General features: G+C 55.8%; 21 protein-coding genes. 11 read left to right on the top strand and 10 right to left on the bottom strand.

Annotated features, from left to right (window positions below; genetic code table 11):
• Positions 1 to 54 precede the first annotated feature (54 nt).
• The 9 genes from GAL_RS22615 to GAL_RS21835 all read right to left on the bottom strand — a co-directional run bounded on the left by GAL_RS22615 (position 55) and on the right by GAL_RS21835 (position 4,075).
• On the bottom strand, positions 55 to 249 hold the full coding sequence (locus GAL_RS22615) for a hypothetical protein (RefSeq protein ID WP_024099726.1): 195 nt from the start codon (positions 247 to 249) through the stop codon (positions 55 to 57).
• A gap of 39 nt (positions 250 to 288) precedes the next feature.
• Entirely contained in the window at positions 289 to 1,032 is a 744-nt protein-coding gene (locus GAL_RS21865) for a hypothetical protein (protein ID WP_024099725.1), read from the bottom strand.
• A gap of 36 nt (positions 1,033 to 1,068) precedes the next feature.
• The gene (locus GAL_RS21860; protein WP_155808121.1) at positions 1,069 to 1,236 is read right to left on the bottom strand and encodes a hypothetical protein; all 168 of its coding nucleotides are present in this window, start codon (positions 1,234 to 1,236) and stop codon (positions 1,069 to 1,071) included.
• 47 nt (positions 1,237 to 1,283) lie between these two features.
• Positions 1,284 to 1,562, bottom strand: coding sequence for a hypothetical protein (locus tag GAL_RS21855; RefSeq protein ID WP_024099724.1), 279 nt, complete (start codon positions 1,560 to 1,562; stop codon positions 1,284 to 1,286).
• A gap of 16 nt (positions 1,563 to 1,578) precedes the next feature.
• Positions 1,579 to 1,737 (bottom strand): hypothetical protein, encoded by a 159-nt coding sequence (locus tag GAL_RS22610; protein ID WP_024099723.1) that lies wholly within the window; start codon positions 1,735 to 1,737, stop codon positions 1,579 to 1,581.
• 117 nt (positions 1,738 to 1,854) lie between these two features.
• The gene (locus GAL_RS22390) at positions 1,855 to 2,214 is read right to left on the bottom strand and encodes a helix-turn-helix domain-containing protein (RefSeq protein WP_024099722.1); all 360 of its coding nucleotides are present in this window, start codon (positions 2,212 to 2,214) and stop codon (positions 1,855 to 1,857) included.
• A 108-nt stretch (positions 2,215 to 2,322) separates the two neighbouring features.
• Entirely contained in the window at positions 2,323 to 2,910 is a 588-nt protein-coding gene (locus tag GAL_RS22085) for an acyl-homoserine-lactone synthase (RefSeq protein ID WP_024099721.1), read from the bottom strand.
• Between the two features lie 74 nt (positions 2,911 to 2,984).
• Positions 2,985 to 3,596, bottom strand: a complete 612-nt coding sequence (locus GAL_RS21840; protein WP_024099720.1) for a helix-turn-helix transcriptional regulator — start codon at positions 3,594 to 3,596, stop codon at positions 2,985 to 2,987.
• Positions 3,597 to 3,760: 164 nt separating this feature from the next.
• Complete coding sequence (locus GAL_RS21835) at positions 3,761 to 4,075, bottom strand: helix-turn-helix domain-containing protein (protein WP_024099719.1); 315 nt, start codon at positions 4,073 to 4,075, stop codon at positions 3,761 to 3,763.
• 133 nt (positions 4,076 to 4,208) lie between these two features.
• Between GAL_RS21835 and GAL_RS21830 the strand changes: the two genes are divergently transcribed.
• Entirely contained in the window at positions 4,209 to 4,478 is a 270-nt protein-coding gene (locus tag GAL_RS21830) for a hypothetical protein (protein ID WP_024099718.1), read from the top strand.
• 74 nt (positions 4,479 to 4,552) lie between these two features.
• Here GAL_RS21830 and GAL_RS21825 read toward each other — a convergent pair whose 3' ends face one another.
• On the bottom strand, positions 4,553 to 4,903 hold the full coding sequence (locus GAL_RS21825; RefSeq protein ID WP_024099717.1) for a hypothetical protein: 351 nt from the start codon (positions 4,901 to 4,903) through the stop codon (positions 4,553 to 4,555).
• A gap of 507 nt (positions 4,904 to 5,410) precedes the next feature.
• On the opposite strand from GAL_RS21825, the gene GAL_RS22080 reads away from it, so the two are divergent.
• From GAL_RS22080 to GAL_RS21765, 10 genes are all read left to right on the top strand, one after another.
• Entirely contained in the window at positions 5,411 to 6,190 is a 780-nt protein-coding gene (locus GAL_RS22080; protein ID WP_024099716.1) for a DNA-methyltransferase, read from the top strand.
• Entirely contained in the window at positions 6,180 to 6,479 is a 300-nt protein-coding gene (locus GAL_RS21810; protein WP_024099715.1) for a hypothetical protein, read from the top strand. The genes GAL_RS22080 and GAL_RS21810 overlap by 11 nt, the downstream gene beginning before the upstream one ends.
• Positions 6,476 to 6,784, top strand: coding sequence for a hypothetical protein (locus GAL_RS21805; RefSeq protein ID WP_024099714.1), 309 nt, complete (start codon positions 6,476 to 6,478; stop codon positions 6,782 to 6,784). Before GAL_RS21810 ends, GAL_RS21805 begins: the two co-directional genes overlap by 4 nt.
• On the top strand, positions 6,781 to 7,956 hold the full coding sequence (locus GAL_RS21800; RefSeq protein ID WP_024099713.1) for a DUF7146 domain-containing protein: 1,176 nt from the start codon (positions 6,781 to 6,783) through the stop codon (positions 7,954 to 7,956). Before GAL_RS21805 ends, GAL_RS21800 begins: the two co-directional genes overlap by 4 nt.
• Positions 7,949 to 9,832, top strand: coding sequence for a hypothetical protein (locus GAL_RS21795; protein ID WP_024099712.1), 1,884 nt, complete (start codon positions 7,949 to 7,951; stop codon positions 9,830 to 9,832). Before GAL_RS21800 ends, GAL_RS21795 begins: the two co-directional genes overlap by 8 nt.
• Before the next feature lie 327 nt (positions 9,833 to 10,159).
• Positions 10,160 to 10,855: a hypothetical protein gene (locus tag GAL_RS21790; protein WP_024099711.1), complete on the top strand. Its 696-nt coding sequence runs from the start codon at positions 10,160 to 10,162 to the stop codon at positions 10,853 to 10,855.
• Between the two features lie 588 nt (positions 10,856 to 11,443).
• Positions 11,444 to 11,944, top strand: a complete 501-nt coding sequence (locus tag GAL_RS21780; RefSeq protein ID WP_040104520.1) for a helix-turn-helix domain-containing protein — start codon at positions 11,444 to 11,446, stop codon at positions 11,942 to 11,944.
• Positions 11,944 to 13,671, top strand: coding sequence for a terminase large subunit (locus GAL_RS21775; protein ID WP_024099709.1), 1,728 nt, complete (start codon positions 11,944 to 11,946; stop codon positions 13,669 to 13,671). The genes GAL_RS21780 and GAL_RS21775 overlap by 1 nt, the downstream gene beginning before the upstream one ends.
• Positions 13,668 to 14,900 (top strand): phage portal protein, encoded by a 1,233-nt coding sequence (locus GAL_RS21770; protein WP_024099708.1) that lies wholly within the window; start codon positions 13,668 to 13,670, stop codon positions 14,898 to 14,900. The genes GAL_RS21775 and GAL_RS21770 overlap by 4 nt, the downstream gene beginning before the upstream one ends.
• On the top strand, positions 14,897 to 15,748 hold the full coding sequence (locus GAL_RS21765) for a head maturation protease, ClpP-related (protein ID WP_024099707.1): 852 nt from the start codon (positions 14,897 to 14,899) through the stop codon (positions 15,746 to 15,748). The genes GAL_RS21770 and GAL_RS21765 overlap by 4 nt, the downstream gene beginning before the upstream one ends.
• Positions 15,749 to 15,750 lie beyond the last annotated feature (2 nt).

Here is a 15,750-nt window from a genome sequence, read left to right as displayed (position 1 = left end):
CTGCCCCCTTGGGCTTATGGAGCATGCTGCCTCCTGTGTGTTTCGGGATTGGGGTTAGTTGGAATTCAGAGGTAGGCGATAGACGGTGCGGCCAATGCTTTCGCTAACCTCCAGGTCGCCTCGTTTCGCCAGCTCCTGGGCGGACTTTGCATAAGCAGGCCAAGGCAAATTGCGCCAGCGCCCGTCTGCCAAGACACATCTTACTGCCATCTCGCCATAGGCTGGTTCGGGGTCGTTTGGGTCGGTCACTACTTTGGCCTCCGGGTGCGGTTTTGGGGATTGTTGGACTCAGGCGGCCTTGGCCATCTGGTCGATATTGCAGAGGTGTGGTGTGAAGGTGATGGCCATCACCCAGGGGTTTGCATCCCAGCTAATGTCTGGGCCTTCAGGTTTGCGAGGTGTGCCGTTGATGCGGTCCCAGAGGTCTTGGAACTCCCACTTGCAAGCTCTGAGGTAGATGCGGTCTCGATCTTCTTTAGAGGCCCCGAAGAGCCACATCTGACGGACCTTCTGAGACTTGCGGTTGACGCCTTCATCACGCGCATCTTCTGCGCTGATGTCCTGCAAGCGCTCTATCCGCACCTCTGAGACTTCCAGCGTGATGCGGCTGGCCCATCGGGGCATGTGCATTGATTGTCGATGCTTGCCCGGTTTGATCATCATGCAGCCGAGTTCGCGAACCATGCTGTCGGCCAGATAGAATACTGGTTCCCCCTTGCTCATGTTTCTGGGCGCAATTCCGTCCATCTGTGAGCAGGCTTTCCAATGCTCTCTTACGAAAAGTCTGTCACCAGACTGCACCGGCAGAAGCTTCATTAGGTCATCGTGCCGGAAGTCTTCCCAGACATGATCCTTGCGACGAAACGTCCAATCATAACCTCGCGTGTCACTTACGCCGAATTGAAAGAAGCCGGGTTTACCTTTGATCTTTAGGAGGCGGCGGGTCTGGGTCTTTCCGGCCCCAGGGGTGCGGATCTCGCGAAGAATGGCATTCACCATCGGGGCGCTGAAAAGGATAGGGCGGTCGGCCATGGTTCTCTCCATCAAAGGGGTGCGGTTGTGGGGGGATTAGGTGTTTAGGCGGTACTTTTCGGCCAACTCATCGAACAATTTTGATTGTGGTAGCTCGGCGGCTTCGTCGGCGGTGATGGGCCATGTTTTCCCGAACTTGTCGGACGCAGCCCATCCGCTTTGGGTGTGGGCGCGATATGCGGCAATTGGTTTTGGCTGGGTCACTTCGGTCTCCATCAAAGGGGGGGTGAATGTCGGGGCAGGGCGGTGCGCTAGGCTTCCGGATCTGTCGTTTCGACCGGGTGGCCATTTTCGATCAGGCTGCGGTGAATGGCGGTGAAGGGCCAATTTCTGCCCTGAGCCACGGCGCGCTTGCGGAGTTGTTCGGCCTGTTGGCGGTTCCCAAGCCACGCATAGTCAATGGACCGCGTCAGGGTTTCCCCGCCCATGTGCAGCAGCTCCCCGGTCTCGACGTTGCGCAGTCTGACCTTGTCTTTGGCGTGGAGATTCTCGAAGGCCCTGTTTCTGCTCTCGCTGTAGGAGGTGATCATAATCGGCCCCCTCAGATCAAAGTGCAGCGCCGATGGCGGTGATGATCATGCCGATCATCCCGACCGAAAAAAGTAGAGGGCCAAGGATCGTGCGCTCATACTCGCAGGCGCGAATTTCAGCGGCGGTGGTGACTGTGCCAATGAATGTAAGAAGGGCGAAAATTGCAAATTCCATAGGGATCTCCGGCGGTAACAAGGTGGCTAGATCGGCGGCGCAGGGTGAGGCGCGGCGGTATGTCCGTGAGTGGTCGTGCCGCGCCTCGTTCGCAGCGCTATGGCTGCGGGGCAGGGGTCATTCAGCCGCAATTGCGACTGGCAGATTCCTGCAAACGCTGTTGGCGATGTTGGTGAGAGACTGCCGCCCGGTGTCGGTTGTCTGCCGGTACGCGCGGATGAGATTAATCTCATCCGCGGTGAACTCATGCGACCCATCAGCGTTATCTTCAGGAAAAAAGCTGAGAACGGAAACGCCCAGAACCCTAGCGATATCATCCAGGCGGGAAGCGCTAACGCGGTTTGCCCCAGTTTCATACTTCTGAATCTGCTGAAACTTGACGCCTACAGCTTCGCCAAGTTGCGCTTGGGTCATTTCAGCCAGCCAGCGCAGTTTCCGAATTTGCTTTCCTACATGAATATCAACGGGATGTGCCAATTAATCGCTCCAATCTTCTGGGGCGCTCTAATCCTAACCTATGGGAGCATAGGAGGTTGCGCCTAACCTGATAAGTGGAGATATCCATCTATATGTGGATATGTCAAGCTATAAATGGACGGCGGCTAACTTATAAATTGCAACCCTTCCTGAACCGACTTCTTGAAAGTCAGTGAGACGCTCCGCGTTGTACCCTGCGGTTCTCACCCCAAGCGCTAAGTCAATGCCACCAATAGCAATGTAATGGGTGATGGCATTGCGGCGCGCTTCAATCATCATTCTATCGATCGTGGATGCTATGGCGGTGCGCTTTTCGGTCTTGGGTAAATCGGGATGAACCGTCAGTCTCGTCGCCTCCCATATTTTTTCAGAGCAGGGCGGGGCGTAGCCTGTGCATAAATTCTGGGATATCGAGGGTTCAAGTTTACCTAGAGCGGCATCTCTTATCATGTAGGTGCTAGTTACAAGATCCGTGTCTGTGGGAATGATCCGCGCGCTCGATATGAGCTTCCCGTCCTTTTCTGTCAGGCAGTAACTAGCATGTAACGTATCGTACTGATCCGCCTCCAAGCCATTGATAGTCTTGAGGTGCCATTTCAGTTTGTCTACGAACAGATGTTTTCGAAGTTTGAACTGTTCAATCAATAGTTGCTGAGCATGGCCTTCGGCCAGTGTGTTCGTCCAGTAGGTTTTCATTTTGTCTCTCGCGTAAAAATAGCGATGAGACTGTATTCCTGTGCTAGCTCAATAGCACTCAGGTTATAACTGGATCATATTGCAGCGTCACGAACTGCCTTGATTAACAGCGAGGTGAAATTCTTGGCGTGCTTCCTGTTCCTGTGGAGCGCCTGCCGCTTGTGGAAATTGACGGTGCTCGGTTCTATGTTCAACTCATGGGCTGCATCCTCTGCCGTCGCTCCGTCAGCTATCAAGCGCAAGATATCACGTTGCCTAGGCGTCAAGATGATCTGCGGCTTGCCGGTTTTCGCAGCTTGAAGAGCAGCTAAAATTATCCGTGCTTCTGAAATTTCAGCGTCGGAGGGGTTCTTAGATGTGGCTAGTCCAGCAATCGCCCTCTCGCCGTCAACTTGGATTGAGATTACGATTCCGTTGTTCATGCCGAAATCTTTGGCCTGCTGAACGGCGTTGCCCTTTGTCCCCTTACTGACATCATCCCACCTGACAGCACCAAGGTTGCGCACGCCAAATGAAATCACTGGGTCATCGAAGATGAGATTGTGTTCCCAATAATGGTTCTGCCATGCCTGTGGATATGTGCAGATGTGTTCCGTTGGTTGCCCGCTTTCGCTGAACCCGAAACCGATTGCGACACCATTGTCTGCAATATTGTGCAGCTTGCTCATAAGGTCTTCTTGATCCATAAACCACATCCATCAGTTGTAATCACTTTAAAAATGGACGATATTCAATCTGAAAGGTATATCAAGTTAAAAATGGACGGAGCTTACTTTGCTAACCAACTTCTCTAGGTTTGAGCAGCTGAATTCTCAGGCCAAACGTGCTGTCTTGGATGAGATTGATCGCGTTATTTCTTCTCGGGAAGCGAAGAAAGAGTCTCAATTAGAGATCCGACAGCGTGCTGGCCAGCCGCGTCAAGACGCTGGAACTTGTCCGTAAACTCGGCAAGCTGAGGGTCAACTTCTTCACCGAATAGCAGCACGGATAGCGGTACTGACAAAACGTGTGCAATAGCTTCGAGCGCTTCAATGGTTGGAGTGATCTTACCGTTCACCAGATCGGCGACATAGTTCTTGTTGTACCCGGCTTCCAGCCCAGCTTTAGGGCGCGATATGCCCCGGAGCTTGCAGTACTTGTCGATCTGTTGCCTGTATGCTGTCATGCCTCATTTTATAAATGGATAGTTGAGATTTGAAAAACCCAGCAAATCTGATAGGTATACAGTTTATATCGCGTTATACCTTGACATACATCCACCTAAAGATGGACATATAGGCCCATCTGATGAGGTGAGTATGTCGGAAAGATCCGAAGTTTTCCCCAAGAGCGGCCAAATGCCAACTGGTGAAGAGTTTCACCAGTATGTCGCTCGTTCGGTCGCTGAACTGGGCGTGACGTCGTATGCTATCGCCAAGGCAATTCCGGGCAACAACAACTTGAACATCGTCCGGGAGATCGAAACCGGTAAGCAGATAAACCCTCGCGCAAGCACGATGAGCCAAATTTTTAAGGCCATTGAGGATCTCAAAAAAGAGCGCGCGCAGCGGGACAGAGATGGCGAGTGATGCGTTTTGATGTCTCTGCAAACCTGTCTCTCTGTTCGATTCCTTTCAGCGCGCTCTTTCAGCGTAGGTACGCTTTAGAATTCTTCTCCGAATTGAAGGTCGCCAAAGACGAACTCCCCTGTGGTGCCGTCGTTGAGCCTCACTATAGCGGTGCCGGAGATAAGATTGGTTTTTCTTGTTATGATCGCATTTCCTACGCGACCATCGGTGCAAGAGACCGGCGCTTGAATCGTGATTGCGGTGCTATTCGCATCATAGGTGCCCGTGCAGCTCAGACCGCTGGTGTTGAGCACTTTGAAACTGCCCCCCGCGAGGCTTGCAGTGGCAGTGCCCTGGGCGGGCGCGCCATCAAATTGACCGTTCACGGGAACGGAATAAGAGCAAGCCGAAAGAAGAGCGGCAGTAAGGCAGAGCATAAGTCTCATTGGAAATCCTCAAGGTTGAAACGCCGCGTATCAAATTCGTGCGTATGCGGTCTGTCAATGCGCAATACGCATTCGGAACTCTGTATTTTCTTAGAGGCCAATATCTCGAACACCGCAGGCGATGAGGCCAGTCATCCTCTTCCAGACGCCGACCGGGGCAGGCGCGCCTGCAGGTGGCCCCCATTCACTCCCACGTTGACCTTGGGCGCGCTGATCATCCGGCGCGCCCCTTTTTGCTGGGGCAGGACAGATGAACATCAGACTTGAGCGGATCGCCTATCAGATCCATTGGTTGATTCAGACCACGGGCGGAGAATGCACCCTTAGCGAAATGTCAGGGTTTACGGGTGCGAGCGTTGCAACATGCCGAAACATCACGCGGGCGCGTGCTTGGACGGGCATGTATCGCAAGACGGCCAAGAGTAATTCTGCCAGTCGGGGCCGTGCTGGTGATTTTGTCTCGCCGGTTGATGATAGCCTCGCGACCCTAGATCTGTTGGTGCGCTCATGACATCGGCATGGGTTGCAAAGGAAGTGATCGGCGACTGCATCCTGTATGAGGGCGATATGCGCGCGGTTCTCCCCGAATTGGAAGAGAAGGCCGATTTATGCGTGACCGATGCGCCCTACCGGCTGACGTCGGGTGGTCGAGGCCAGACCATGGGCGGCAAGTTTCACCCGGATCGATACCACAACAAGGGCGACCTGATGCAGGTGCTGCCCTGGGCAAAGATGCCGGCGCCGATTTTCGCTGCGCTGAAAGAGGATGCCGACGCCTATGTGATGACCAATTCGAAGCACGTCGCGCGGTCGCAGATCGCGTTTGAGGCGGGCGGGTTCAAGCACCATGAGCTGCTAACCTGGGACAAGGGGGCCGTTACCCGCCAGCCGTTCTATCTACGCTGTCAGGAATTCACGCATTACCTGTGGAAGGGCAGGGCGCGGCATATCGCCGATGGCGGAGCCAAGACGCGCTTTGCCTGCGCTGCCCCGAAAAACCACTGGCATCCGACCGCTAAGCCGACGTCGCTGATGGCGCTGTATGTGCTGCAATCCAGCAATCTGGGCGGTCTGGTGCTCGATCCCTTTGCGGGTAGTGCTGCCACGCTGATCGCCGCCCTGGCATTTGGCCGGCGCGCGATCGGGGTGGAGCTGGAACCGCGGTTCTTTGACCGCGCGTGCGAGGCCGTCCATGCGGCCTATGCGGATGGGTTCGCCCAGGTGCGCGCCGCGTGGGATCGGGACCGGCTGGCCAATAACATCCGGGGGCTGGCCCATGCCGCATGATCCCAAGGTTGAATTCTGCCTGCATGCCTATGTCGTCGCCAATCGGGCGCGCTGTGGGCAGGCCATGCAGGGCGATATGTGGCGGTTGGCAACGCTGGCGCTGGAGCTGGACGCCGGTGACCGCATCAGTGGGATCATGAAGGCCGCAACCATCACCTTCCTCAAAACGGTGCGCGTCAATCGCAAAAAGGCGGGCGAGGATCTTGCCGAAGCGGTCCAGACCTATGCGGATCAGCTGGGCGGTGAGCTGCCGACATACGACTGGCAAAACAGGGCGGATCTGCAATGAGCAAAAATCCCATGATTGCGCAGCGGGCCTTGGTCCACGTCTGCACCCGGTTGTCGATGTCTGCGGTGCCCAATAGCGATGATGATCTGATGTTGCAGCGGTTGGGTGAGATTCTGGCCGATTGCTACGCCTGTTCTGCGCAGGTGCTGCCCCTGCGCAATGCGGCAGAACGCCTGGTGCTGGCCAAGAATGCGCGCTCCCGGTCCCTCGCTGAGCTGGCGCTGTCGATCGAGGTCAAAAAGTATCACGGGCTTGCGGCAAACACGCTGATCGATGAGTGGCTGAAGGGCAGGGGGCGCGCATGAGCTTTCCCGATGATCCCCGTATTGCAGAGGCCAAGCTGATCCCCGTGCAAGAAGTTCTGAACAAGCTGGGTATCTATGGCTTGACGGAACGGTCGGGTGAGTTCTTTGGCCCGTGTCCTCTCTGTGGCTCGGAGGGGCACGACCCCAAGAGTGGGCCGTGCGACCGGTTCAATGTGAACAAGCACAGCAAGAAATTTCTGTGCCGACAATGCGGGATCAAGGGCGGTGATCAAATCGCCCTGGTGCGCGAAGTGACGAATGCCAGCTTTGCCGATGCACTGTCGATGCTTTGCGGTGATCTGAACGTGGATCTTGATCCGGCTGAGGCTGAGCGCCGTCGCGCGATTGCGGAGCGAAAGGCCAGAGAGGACCAGGCGCGCACCAATCGCTGGCGGCAAACGCGCATCGATGACGCGCGCCGGTTCTACGATCGCGGGATTGACGGTTGGCGGGGTGTTGTGGGGGCGTACTTGCGCGCGCGCGGTCTCCCCCTCGAAGAGATACCAACCCCGCTGAAATTCCTGCTGGACCACCCTTACGTCAAGAAAATCGGTGGGGATAACATCGTCCTGCACCGTGGCCCCTGCATGATCGCGCCTATTGTCGACTGGCAGACCGGTCAGGTGATGGCAATTCATCAGACGTGGGTTGATATCAATCCGCCACACGGCAAGGCCCGGATTGTTCATCAGTGCGAGGACTACCCATGTAAATTGGTCTGCGGGTCCAAACAGGGGAATTTCATCCCCCTGATTACGCCTGAGGGTGCCGATACAATGGTAGTGGGCGAGGGGAATGAGACGACCCTTAGCGCCTATCTGGCGCGGCCTGATGACCTCAAGAATGCCGCCTTCTGGTGCGGTGTCGACCTCGGCAACATGGCTGGAAAGATGCTGAAGGTAGAGGGGCGGCGGTGGTCAGGTGAGCCGGATTTGAACCCCGATTTTGATGCGTTCCTGCCGCCACCATGGGTGAAGCGGCTGATCTACATCGAGGACGGCGACAGCAACCCCACAAGAACGCGGGCGATGATGCTCTGCGGATTGAAACGTGCCCAGGCTTTGCGGCCTGGGCTTCGCGCTGAGCTGGTGCCGGGTGTTCCGGGGTTCGACATGAACGACGTGCTGAACGGCAAACATAAAAAGAAGACAGAAGGGCAGAACGATGAGTGACGGGATCGAAGAGGTTCAAGGCGTGATAAGCCGCCGGGAAGTCATCACATCAGGTGATGAAAATAGCGAAAAAATCGGGATTGGCTCCGCTCACTCGGGGGAAGGCTCCGCCGACCCTTTCGATGATGTTGACGCAGCCGATGGCAATGTCGGCGCTGGTGAGGTTCTGGGCGATGATATCTTGCCGCCGGGGTTTCCGGTCCAGCCTTTGGGTGTTGCCGGGGGTAAGTTCTACTTTCTGACTGCGCGGGGTGAGTTGACAGAAATGTCAGCCGGGGCGCTCAGTCATCGATCAAGCCTCGTTGCGCTCATGGTTGGTGTCAAAGATCCCATGCGCCATCTTGCCGATATCGCAGAGCCGGGAAAGCGTGACACGGATTTCAGTGCCGCAAAGGCGGGCGATAAGCTGATGCAGGCATGTGGCCTGCTGCCTCTCTTTGATCGCTACATGCCCATCCGTCACACCGGCACTTGGCGCGGTGCCACCAGATACCCTGTTGTGCATCTTGGTGAGAATCTGAACGTCAGCCCTGATGAGGATCGCCGGGGGCGGATGGTATCCGGTGCCCTCTATCCTGCGGTGCCTGCCATCAAGGGGCCTGCCAAGGCCGAGATCCCGGTCAATGAGGTTCAGTATCTGTCCCAGCGGATCACCAATTTCTGGAATTGGCAGTGCGACAATGCCGGTGATCTGATCATTGCATGGATCGGACAGGCGGTCCTGGGGCAGTATCCAGACTGGCGCACCCACCTGTGGATCAACGGCAAGAACGGCAGCGGTAAATCCACCCTGTTGCGGATTATCTCCTTTCTTCTGGGCGGTATGTCTGTTGGCGTCAAGAATAGCGCCTCAGCGGCCAGCATTCGCCAGACCACCAACCGCATGGCGGCTGTGCGGATCTTCGATGAGGCTGAAAAGTCTGAGAATGGCGGGGGCGTTGAGGATGTCATTGCGATGTTCCGCCTGATGTCAGGCGCTGAGGGTGCCCAGATGGAAAAGGGCACCTCTGACCATTCGGGGATCCGCTTTGGTCTATATGGGGCTGGTCTGCTGGGGTCGATCATCCCCGGCGGCATGGCCCCGCAGGATCGGTCACGCTTTGTGATGCTCACCCTTGGTGACCGGCTGGCCTCGGCAAACCCGACCGATGCCGCAATGTTTCTTGACGAACTGGAGCAAGATGCAAAAGCGCTTGGGCCAGCGGTCTGGCGGCGCATGTTGCGCCTCGCCCCTAAGCGCTGGGATACAGCGTTTCGCGCATACAATGCGCTGGTGCAGAGCATGGGCGGGCGATCGCGGGATGGCGACACAATCGGCACTCTGTTGGCCGGTTGGGATCTGATGCTGTTCGATGAGCCGCTGATTGATCCTGTCACCGATCAAGCCCTGCCGGAACGGATCGAGCGAGCCAAGACCCTCATTCAGCCGCTTATAGAAGAGACGCAAGAAGCGGATGAGCTTGGCGAGGGTGAGCGCCTGTTGAACGCCATCTACGGCGGCGTACTGCATAAGGAACACGGGGGTGTGAAGACAGTGGCAGAAGAGATCATGCTGCTCAACTCTGCCTCGCATAGTCCCAGTACGAGCGATGGCTTTCTGTTGGCGCGTCTGGGTTTGCGCCTGTTTGGTGAGGGTGTTGGCCAAAAGAGACTGTTTGTGGCCAATGCTGAGAACTCTGCGCTGAACAAGGCGCTGGCGGGCACCAGGTGGCGTGGTGGCGGTCACAAGGCTGCGCTGCAGACCATCGCGGATGTGCAGCCGTACCCCGGCACTATGCGTGTCGCAGGTGTCACGCAGCGCGGCCTTGTCGTTCCCGCGCGTCTTCTCCCCGGATACGGGAGCAATCCCGAAAATGGCACTGACGGTGGCGAATGATGGGGTGTTCTTTGTTGTTGGCGACACGGAATAGAGCGCCCCGTTACGTGGTTGTTACACTTCAAGTAACGGTGGTAATCTATTGAATTTGCTCATTTATGAACCGTCATTCAGTCAGTTGAAACGCTGTAACGCTAAAGCAAGAGCTTTTAGCGAGCGCATGCACGTGAACAGGAAATTTAGAAGAAACGTTATGCCGTTACATATAATTCTATTTTTTAAAAAAGATAAATTAATAGAAGGGGTTAGTAATCAATCTTCTGGCGTAACGGTGGCGAAACACGGCGTAACAGGCTGTTACGCTACTGAGGCTTGGAGGGCTGGGGCGTGAATGAGCAGAATTCAGGCGGGTTCGGCAAATCGACCGTGCGGGCTGTTGGGTCAAAGCAAGACATCGATGTCTGGGGTTTGATCTGTTGGGCGTTCCAGCGGGAATGCGTTTCTCTTGATCGGCAAGAGGAAGCTACGGGCGTTGAAAGCCGGATCAACGTGGACCCGATTTATCAAATGGTCGAGATCGCGCGGTTAGGTTGCCGGGTGCAGGGCGGTGGCCGGTCAGCGTCACACCATGATGCTGAGATCGTCGCGGGCACGTTGGCGGTGCTGCCAGAGTATTGCGGCGGTTGGGCCATGGCGACCACCATAGCCGAGCTGGCGCGCGCGGGGCGGGTGCCAGAGTGGGACATCACACCCGTTGTCTACCCAGTTGACACTTTCACCAACCGATGGGGCACATACGCAAGAACTGAAGATGCAAAAGATCTGGGTGCAGAGGGATGGCCTCACCAGCCCGAAACGAACCGAAAGGGGAGGGCGGTCTATCGTCCGGTGCCTTACTGTCCGGTGGTGATTCGGCCTACTGCTGGTCAAATCGGGCGCGCCCGCCGCCTCTATCTCAACTGGTATGGCGCGCTATTGGAGATCAGGATGGCCTTACAAACAACGCATCTGACGGCCTTTAAGGTCACCGATCGCATGCCGCCGCGCGCACCATGGAAAGAAAGCGGCTTGACGAAATCCTAGCCCCATTGACATATTGCCGTCACCACATGTGCGCCCGAAGCGGAGATCCCGCCTCGGGTGCTTTGCGTTTCTGGAGGTGTAATCGTGTTCATTGAGATTGGCCTGGCGCTAAAGTTGGTAGCCTCGTGGGTGCTCTGAAGGGCAGGGGCCTTGGCTCCCGGATAGGGCCAGCCCGGTCTAGGCGGCACCCCGCGCGCGTGTCGACAGAAGCTGACCGAAGCCGCGACCGTGATCTGAGTTCGCCTTGGCGTAGCTGGTACAAGACAGCACGATGGCAGCGTTTGCGGATTGAGATCCTCAAGCGTGATGGCTGGCGATGCCAGGCAACGGGTGTTCGCTTAGTCAGCGGGCGAGATCTGCCAAACTGCGCTGTTGTCGATCACATCAACCCTCATCGTGGTGACCCGGATCTGTTCTGGGATCCCGCCAACCTGCAAGCTGTCGCTAAGGGCTGGCACGATACCCGCAAGCAAAGCATGGAAAGACAGGGTTTGACCTAGCCTCGCCTCTGGAGGGAGGGGGGGGGTGAAAAGTCGCCAAACGGCCAAGTGGCTAGACCCGCCTTCCCCCCATTGGGAGATTTTTTTCTTGGATGATCAAGAATTTGACCTTTTTGGTGATCCTGTTCGGCTTCCAAATGGCCGGAGAGGTCGCCCCGCCCATGTCGCAACTCAAGAAAATCGTAATAAAGTCATAGTGTTACTGTCTTTGGGGTGGAGCAACGAGCGCATCGCCGCCGCCCTGCACATCTCCCAGCCTACGCTGAGAACCTATTATTTTTCAGAACTGAAAGCGCGGGCCATCCAGAGAGATCGCCTCGACGCACATCGTTTCATGATCGCAATGGAACAAGCAAACAAAGGGAACGTTGGTGCGATGCGACTATTGGATCAGCTCATCGCCAAGAGCGATTTGGCCCTGACCACTGGTCGGCTCGGTGAGGCTCAGAGAAAATCAGCTGCAAAGAAGCCAGACACTCCCGGTAAAAAGGCACAGGAGAAGTTGGATGCCCACAATGCCGTCGCGGATCAAGGCGTCTCTTCTGACCTTTGGGGTGATGACATCAAGCCCGGAAGCGGGATGCACTGATGCTTGATTTCATAGGAGATGAAGAACTTGGCATCGACCCAGAGTGGGACACCTCGGTTACAGACTGGGAAGACCGGATCCGAAATGGCCTGTCTCTGATCCCCAAGCTGCCTCTGTTCGACGCGCCTGCGGCAAAAGCGCTTCGGATTTTTTGCCGCCTTAAGGTTCCAGACCTTCCCGGCACTCCCACTTTCGGTGAGATTTGCGACGAATGGGTACTCGACTTTGTGCGCGTCATATTTGGCAGCTACAACCCGGAGACAAAGCGGCGAATGCTGCGCGAGTTCTTCCTGTTGGTGCCAAAGAAGAACGGCAAATCGGCAATCTCAGCGGCGATCATCGTTACTGCGGCGATCATGAATGAACGCCCGCAGGCCGAGTTGTATTTGATTGCCCCGACGCAAAAGATTGCCGGCATCGCATTCAAGACAGCGAAGGGGATCATTCAGCTTGATGAAACCTTGTCCAAGGTCTTCAAGATCAGGGACCACCAAAAAACAATCACACACCTAGTTACAGACGCGGCGATCATGATCCTGTCCGCTGACGGGGATGTCGTTACCGGCTCCAAGGGCTGTTACATCCTCGTGGATGAAACGCACGTACTGGGTAGTAAACACAAAGCACCAGACGTTTTCATCGAGCTGCGTGGCGGGTTGAAATCGCGGCCTGAGGGTTTCTTCCTCCAGATCACGACCCAATCCAAGGACCGGCCAACGGGCCAATTTGAAAAAGAGTTAGCGACAGCGCGTGCGGTGAGGGACGGAGAGATCCGCCTGCCGATGCTTGCGGTATTGTATGAGCTGCCGCAGAAGATGTTGGAAAACAAGTCTTGGCGCAATCCAAAGACCTGGCCGCTTGTGAACCCTAACCTTGGTCGATCCGTCCACTTGGAGGATCTGATCAACGACATGCGCAAGGCTGAGCGCGAAGGCCCCGAAGCTGTCGCGCTGTTCATTTCGCAACACCTGAATGTCGAGCCTTCGATCGGGCTGGGAACCGGCAAGTGGGTTGGTGCCCTGTTCTGGGAGCAAGCGACGCGCGACATCACCCTTGAAGACATCCTGTCCACCTCGGATGTTTGCGTTGCTGGGGTAGATGGGGGCGGCTTGGACGACCTTTTGGGTTTCGGTATTATGGGCCGTCACCGGGACACCAAACGGTGGCAGTTCTGGAGCAAAGCCTGGGCGGATGAAATGGTTCTGGAACTCCGCAAGGAGATCAAGCCAGAACTCGAAGCCCTCAGAGAAGCTGGCGATCTCACACTCGTCGGCAATCTTGAGGAGGAAGCCTTCCCCGAAATCGTAGACTACTGCGTTCGTCTGCGAGATCTCGGACTGTTACCGGAAGAAAATGGCATCGGCATGGACCCGGAAGGGGTTGCAAAGATCGTTGATGCTCTCACCGAGGCAGGTTTTGCGATCGAGGATATGGCTGCGATCTCGCAGGGCTACAAGCTGAACGCTGCAATCAAAGCTGCGCCAGTCAAGCTGAAGAACGGAACCCTTGTCCATTGTGGTCAGAGGATGATGGCCTTCTGCGTTGGCAATGCAAAAACAGAAGCAAGAGGCAACGCAGTTATCGTGACCAAGGCGCAGTCAGGATCAGCCAAGATCGATCCGCTGATGGCCATGTTCAACACGGTCCAATTGATGAGCTGGAACCCCCAGCCTCGACAAATCGGGAACCTCGGTGATTTCCTCAACAATCCGGTGATGGTCGTATGATGAATTTGGTGCGCGCCGCTATTAATGGCGTCCGAAACGAGATCCTGTCGACAAGTCAGTCGCTGTTTGGTGGATCTTCAGAGGCTTTGCAGTCTGGAAGCATCTCTACGCCATCTGGGAAAACAGTCACGGCAAATAGCTCCTTGGCCAGTTCCGTGGTGTTCGACTGTGTGAGAAAAAACGCCCAGGTCATTGGTGGCATGCCTGTCAAGTTCTTCGAAAAGGACAGCAAAGGCAAAGAGATCGAGGTAAACGACGGAAGTCTCTATGGCGTTTTGGCTGAAAGTCCAAACGCCGATCAAACCGCGCAAGAGTTCTGGGAGGGGATGTCCACCCAGATTAGCCTAAAAGGCAATGCATTTGCGGAGAAGATTTACCTCGGCAAAGAACTGATTGGTCTTCAGCCTCTTTTCGGCGTCCAGCCGATGAGAACGAAGGGGCGCAGCGGTTTCAAATACGGGGTCTATGATCGAGGAAAATGGGAAGTTCTGCCAAAAGACAAGGTTTTCCACATGCGTGGTTTCGGCGCGGGCGACGGGCTGGGTATGTCCACGGTTGCTTATGGCGCAGTTTCTATCGGTGCTGGCCTTGCGGCAGATGAGACGGCGTCTAGCATTTTCTCGAATGCGATGATGGCGGCGGGTGTCTTGAGTGGTGATCAGGTTTTGAACCCGGAACAACGCGCTCAACTTCAGAAAATGCTGATAGATTTCACTGGGTCTTCAAAAGCCGGTAAAACCCTAGTCCTTGAGGCTGGCTTGAAGTGGAGCGCAATGCAGCTGAACCCTGAGGATGCGCAGCTATTAGAGACACGTCGGTTCAGCGTTGAAGACATCTGTCGTTGGTTTGGAACCCCGCCGGTGATCGTAGGGCACTTTGCCCAAGGTCAAACCGTTTGGGGAACCGGCGTTGAAACGATCCTGCAATATTGGCTTACCCTCGGCATCAACCCTCTCGCATCACGAGTGGAGCAAAGGATCTTGAAAGATCTGGTGTCACCAGAAAAGCGCCGTCGCTCAATCTATCGCTTTGATCGCGATGTTTTCATGCAGATGGATGCCAAAGCGAGAGCCGAGTTTGTTTCGAAGATGGCAACCAGCGGCACGATGACGGCCAATGAGCGCAGGGAACGGCTCGGTATGCAGAAACATCCCGATCCATCTGCAGACAGGCTCTTTGCTCAAACTGCAATGGCTCCCCTAGAAACGCTCGGAGAGAACGCAAAATGACCAAGACTGCAATGCCGATTGTTCCGGTCAACGCCTTGCCGGGCGTCCGCTCGGATTTGACCCCGCAAGCCCTGAAAAATTGGAACCCTGATCTTTCGCCAAAAGCAGAAGGTTTGGGAGAGCACTCAATCTCGATCCTCGGTCCCATCGGAAAGTATTACGAGGACGGTGTGACAGCTGCCCGAATTTCCGCCGCCCTGCGGAATATTGGAGACAATCCCGTTGACGTCTATGTTAACTCACCCGGTGGAGATGTCTTCGAAGGGCTGGCAATCTACTCCCTGCTTTTAGAGCACAAGGCCCCGGTCACGGTGAAGGTTCTCGGTTTGGCGGCATCCGCTGCTTCGGTTTTGGCCATGGCCGCAAACGAGATCCATATCATGCGATCCGCGTTCATCATGATCCACAACACTTGGGTGGTTGCGGCAGGTGACCGTAATGCCTTCAAACAAGTCGCGGAGTGGCTGACGCCATTCGATGAGGCATTGGTTGACATCTACGTTGCCCGCACTGGCCTCAAGTCAGCAGACATTGCAGCAATGCTCGACAAAGAGACTTGGCTTGGTGGGGCGAAGGCTGTCGAAGAAGGGTTTGCAGACGACTTTTTGGGGGCTGACCAGGTGTCCCAAGAGGTCAAGGACGGACTTAAGATCAGTCCATCAGCAGCCAGACAAAAAGCTGATCTATTGATGGCGCGGGGATCTGCCCCACGATCGATGCGCCGCGAACTGCTCGCGGCACTGAATGCCAGCACGCCCGGCGCTGCTGGTCAGGACACGCCGAGCGCTGAGCCTGAAAACGCAGCATTGGCAGGTGCCCTTGCTCTTTTGAACCAACACACTTCTTAAAC

Source organism: Phaeobacter gallaeciensis DSM 26640, assembly GCF_000511385.1.
GTDB classification, from domain to species: domain Bacteria; phylum Pseudomonadota; class Alphaproteobacteria; order Rhodobacterales; family Rhodobacteraceae; genus Phaeobacter; species Phaeobacter gallaeciensis.
The sequence above is the reverse complement of the archived record's forward strand: the minus strand, read 5'-3'. Positions and strand labels throughout refer to the sequence as shown.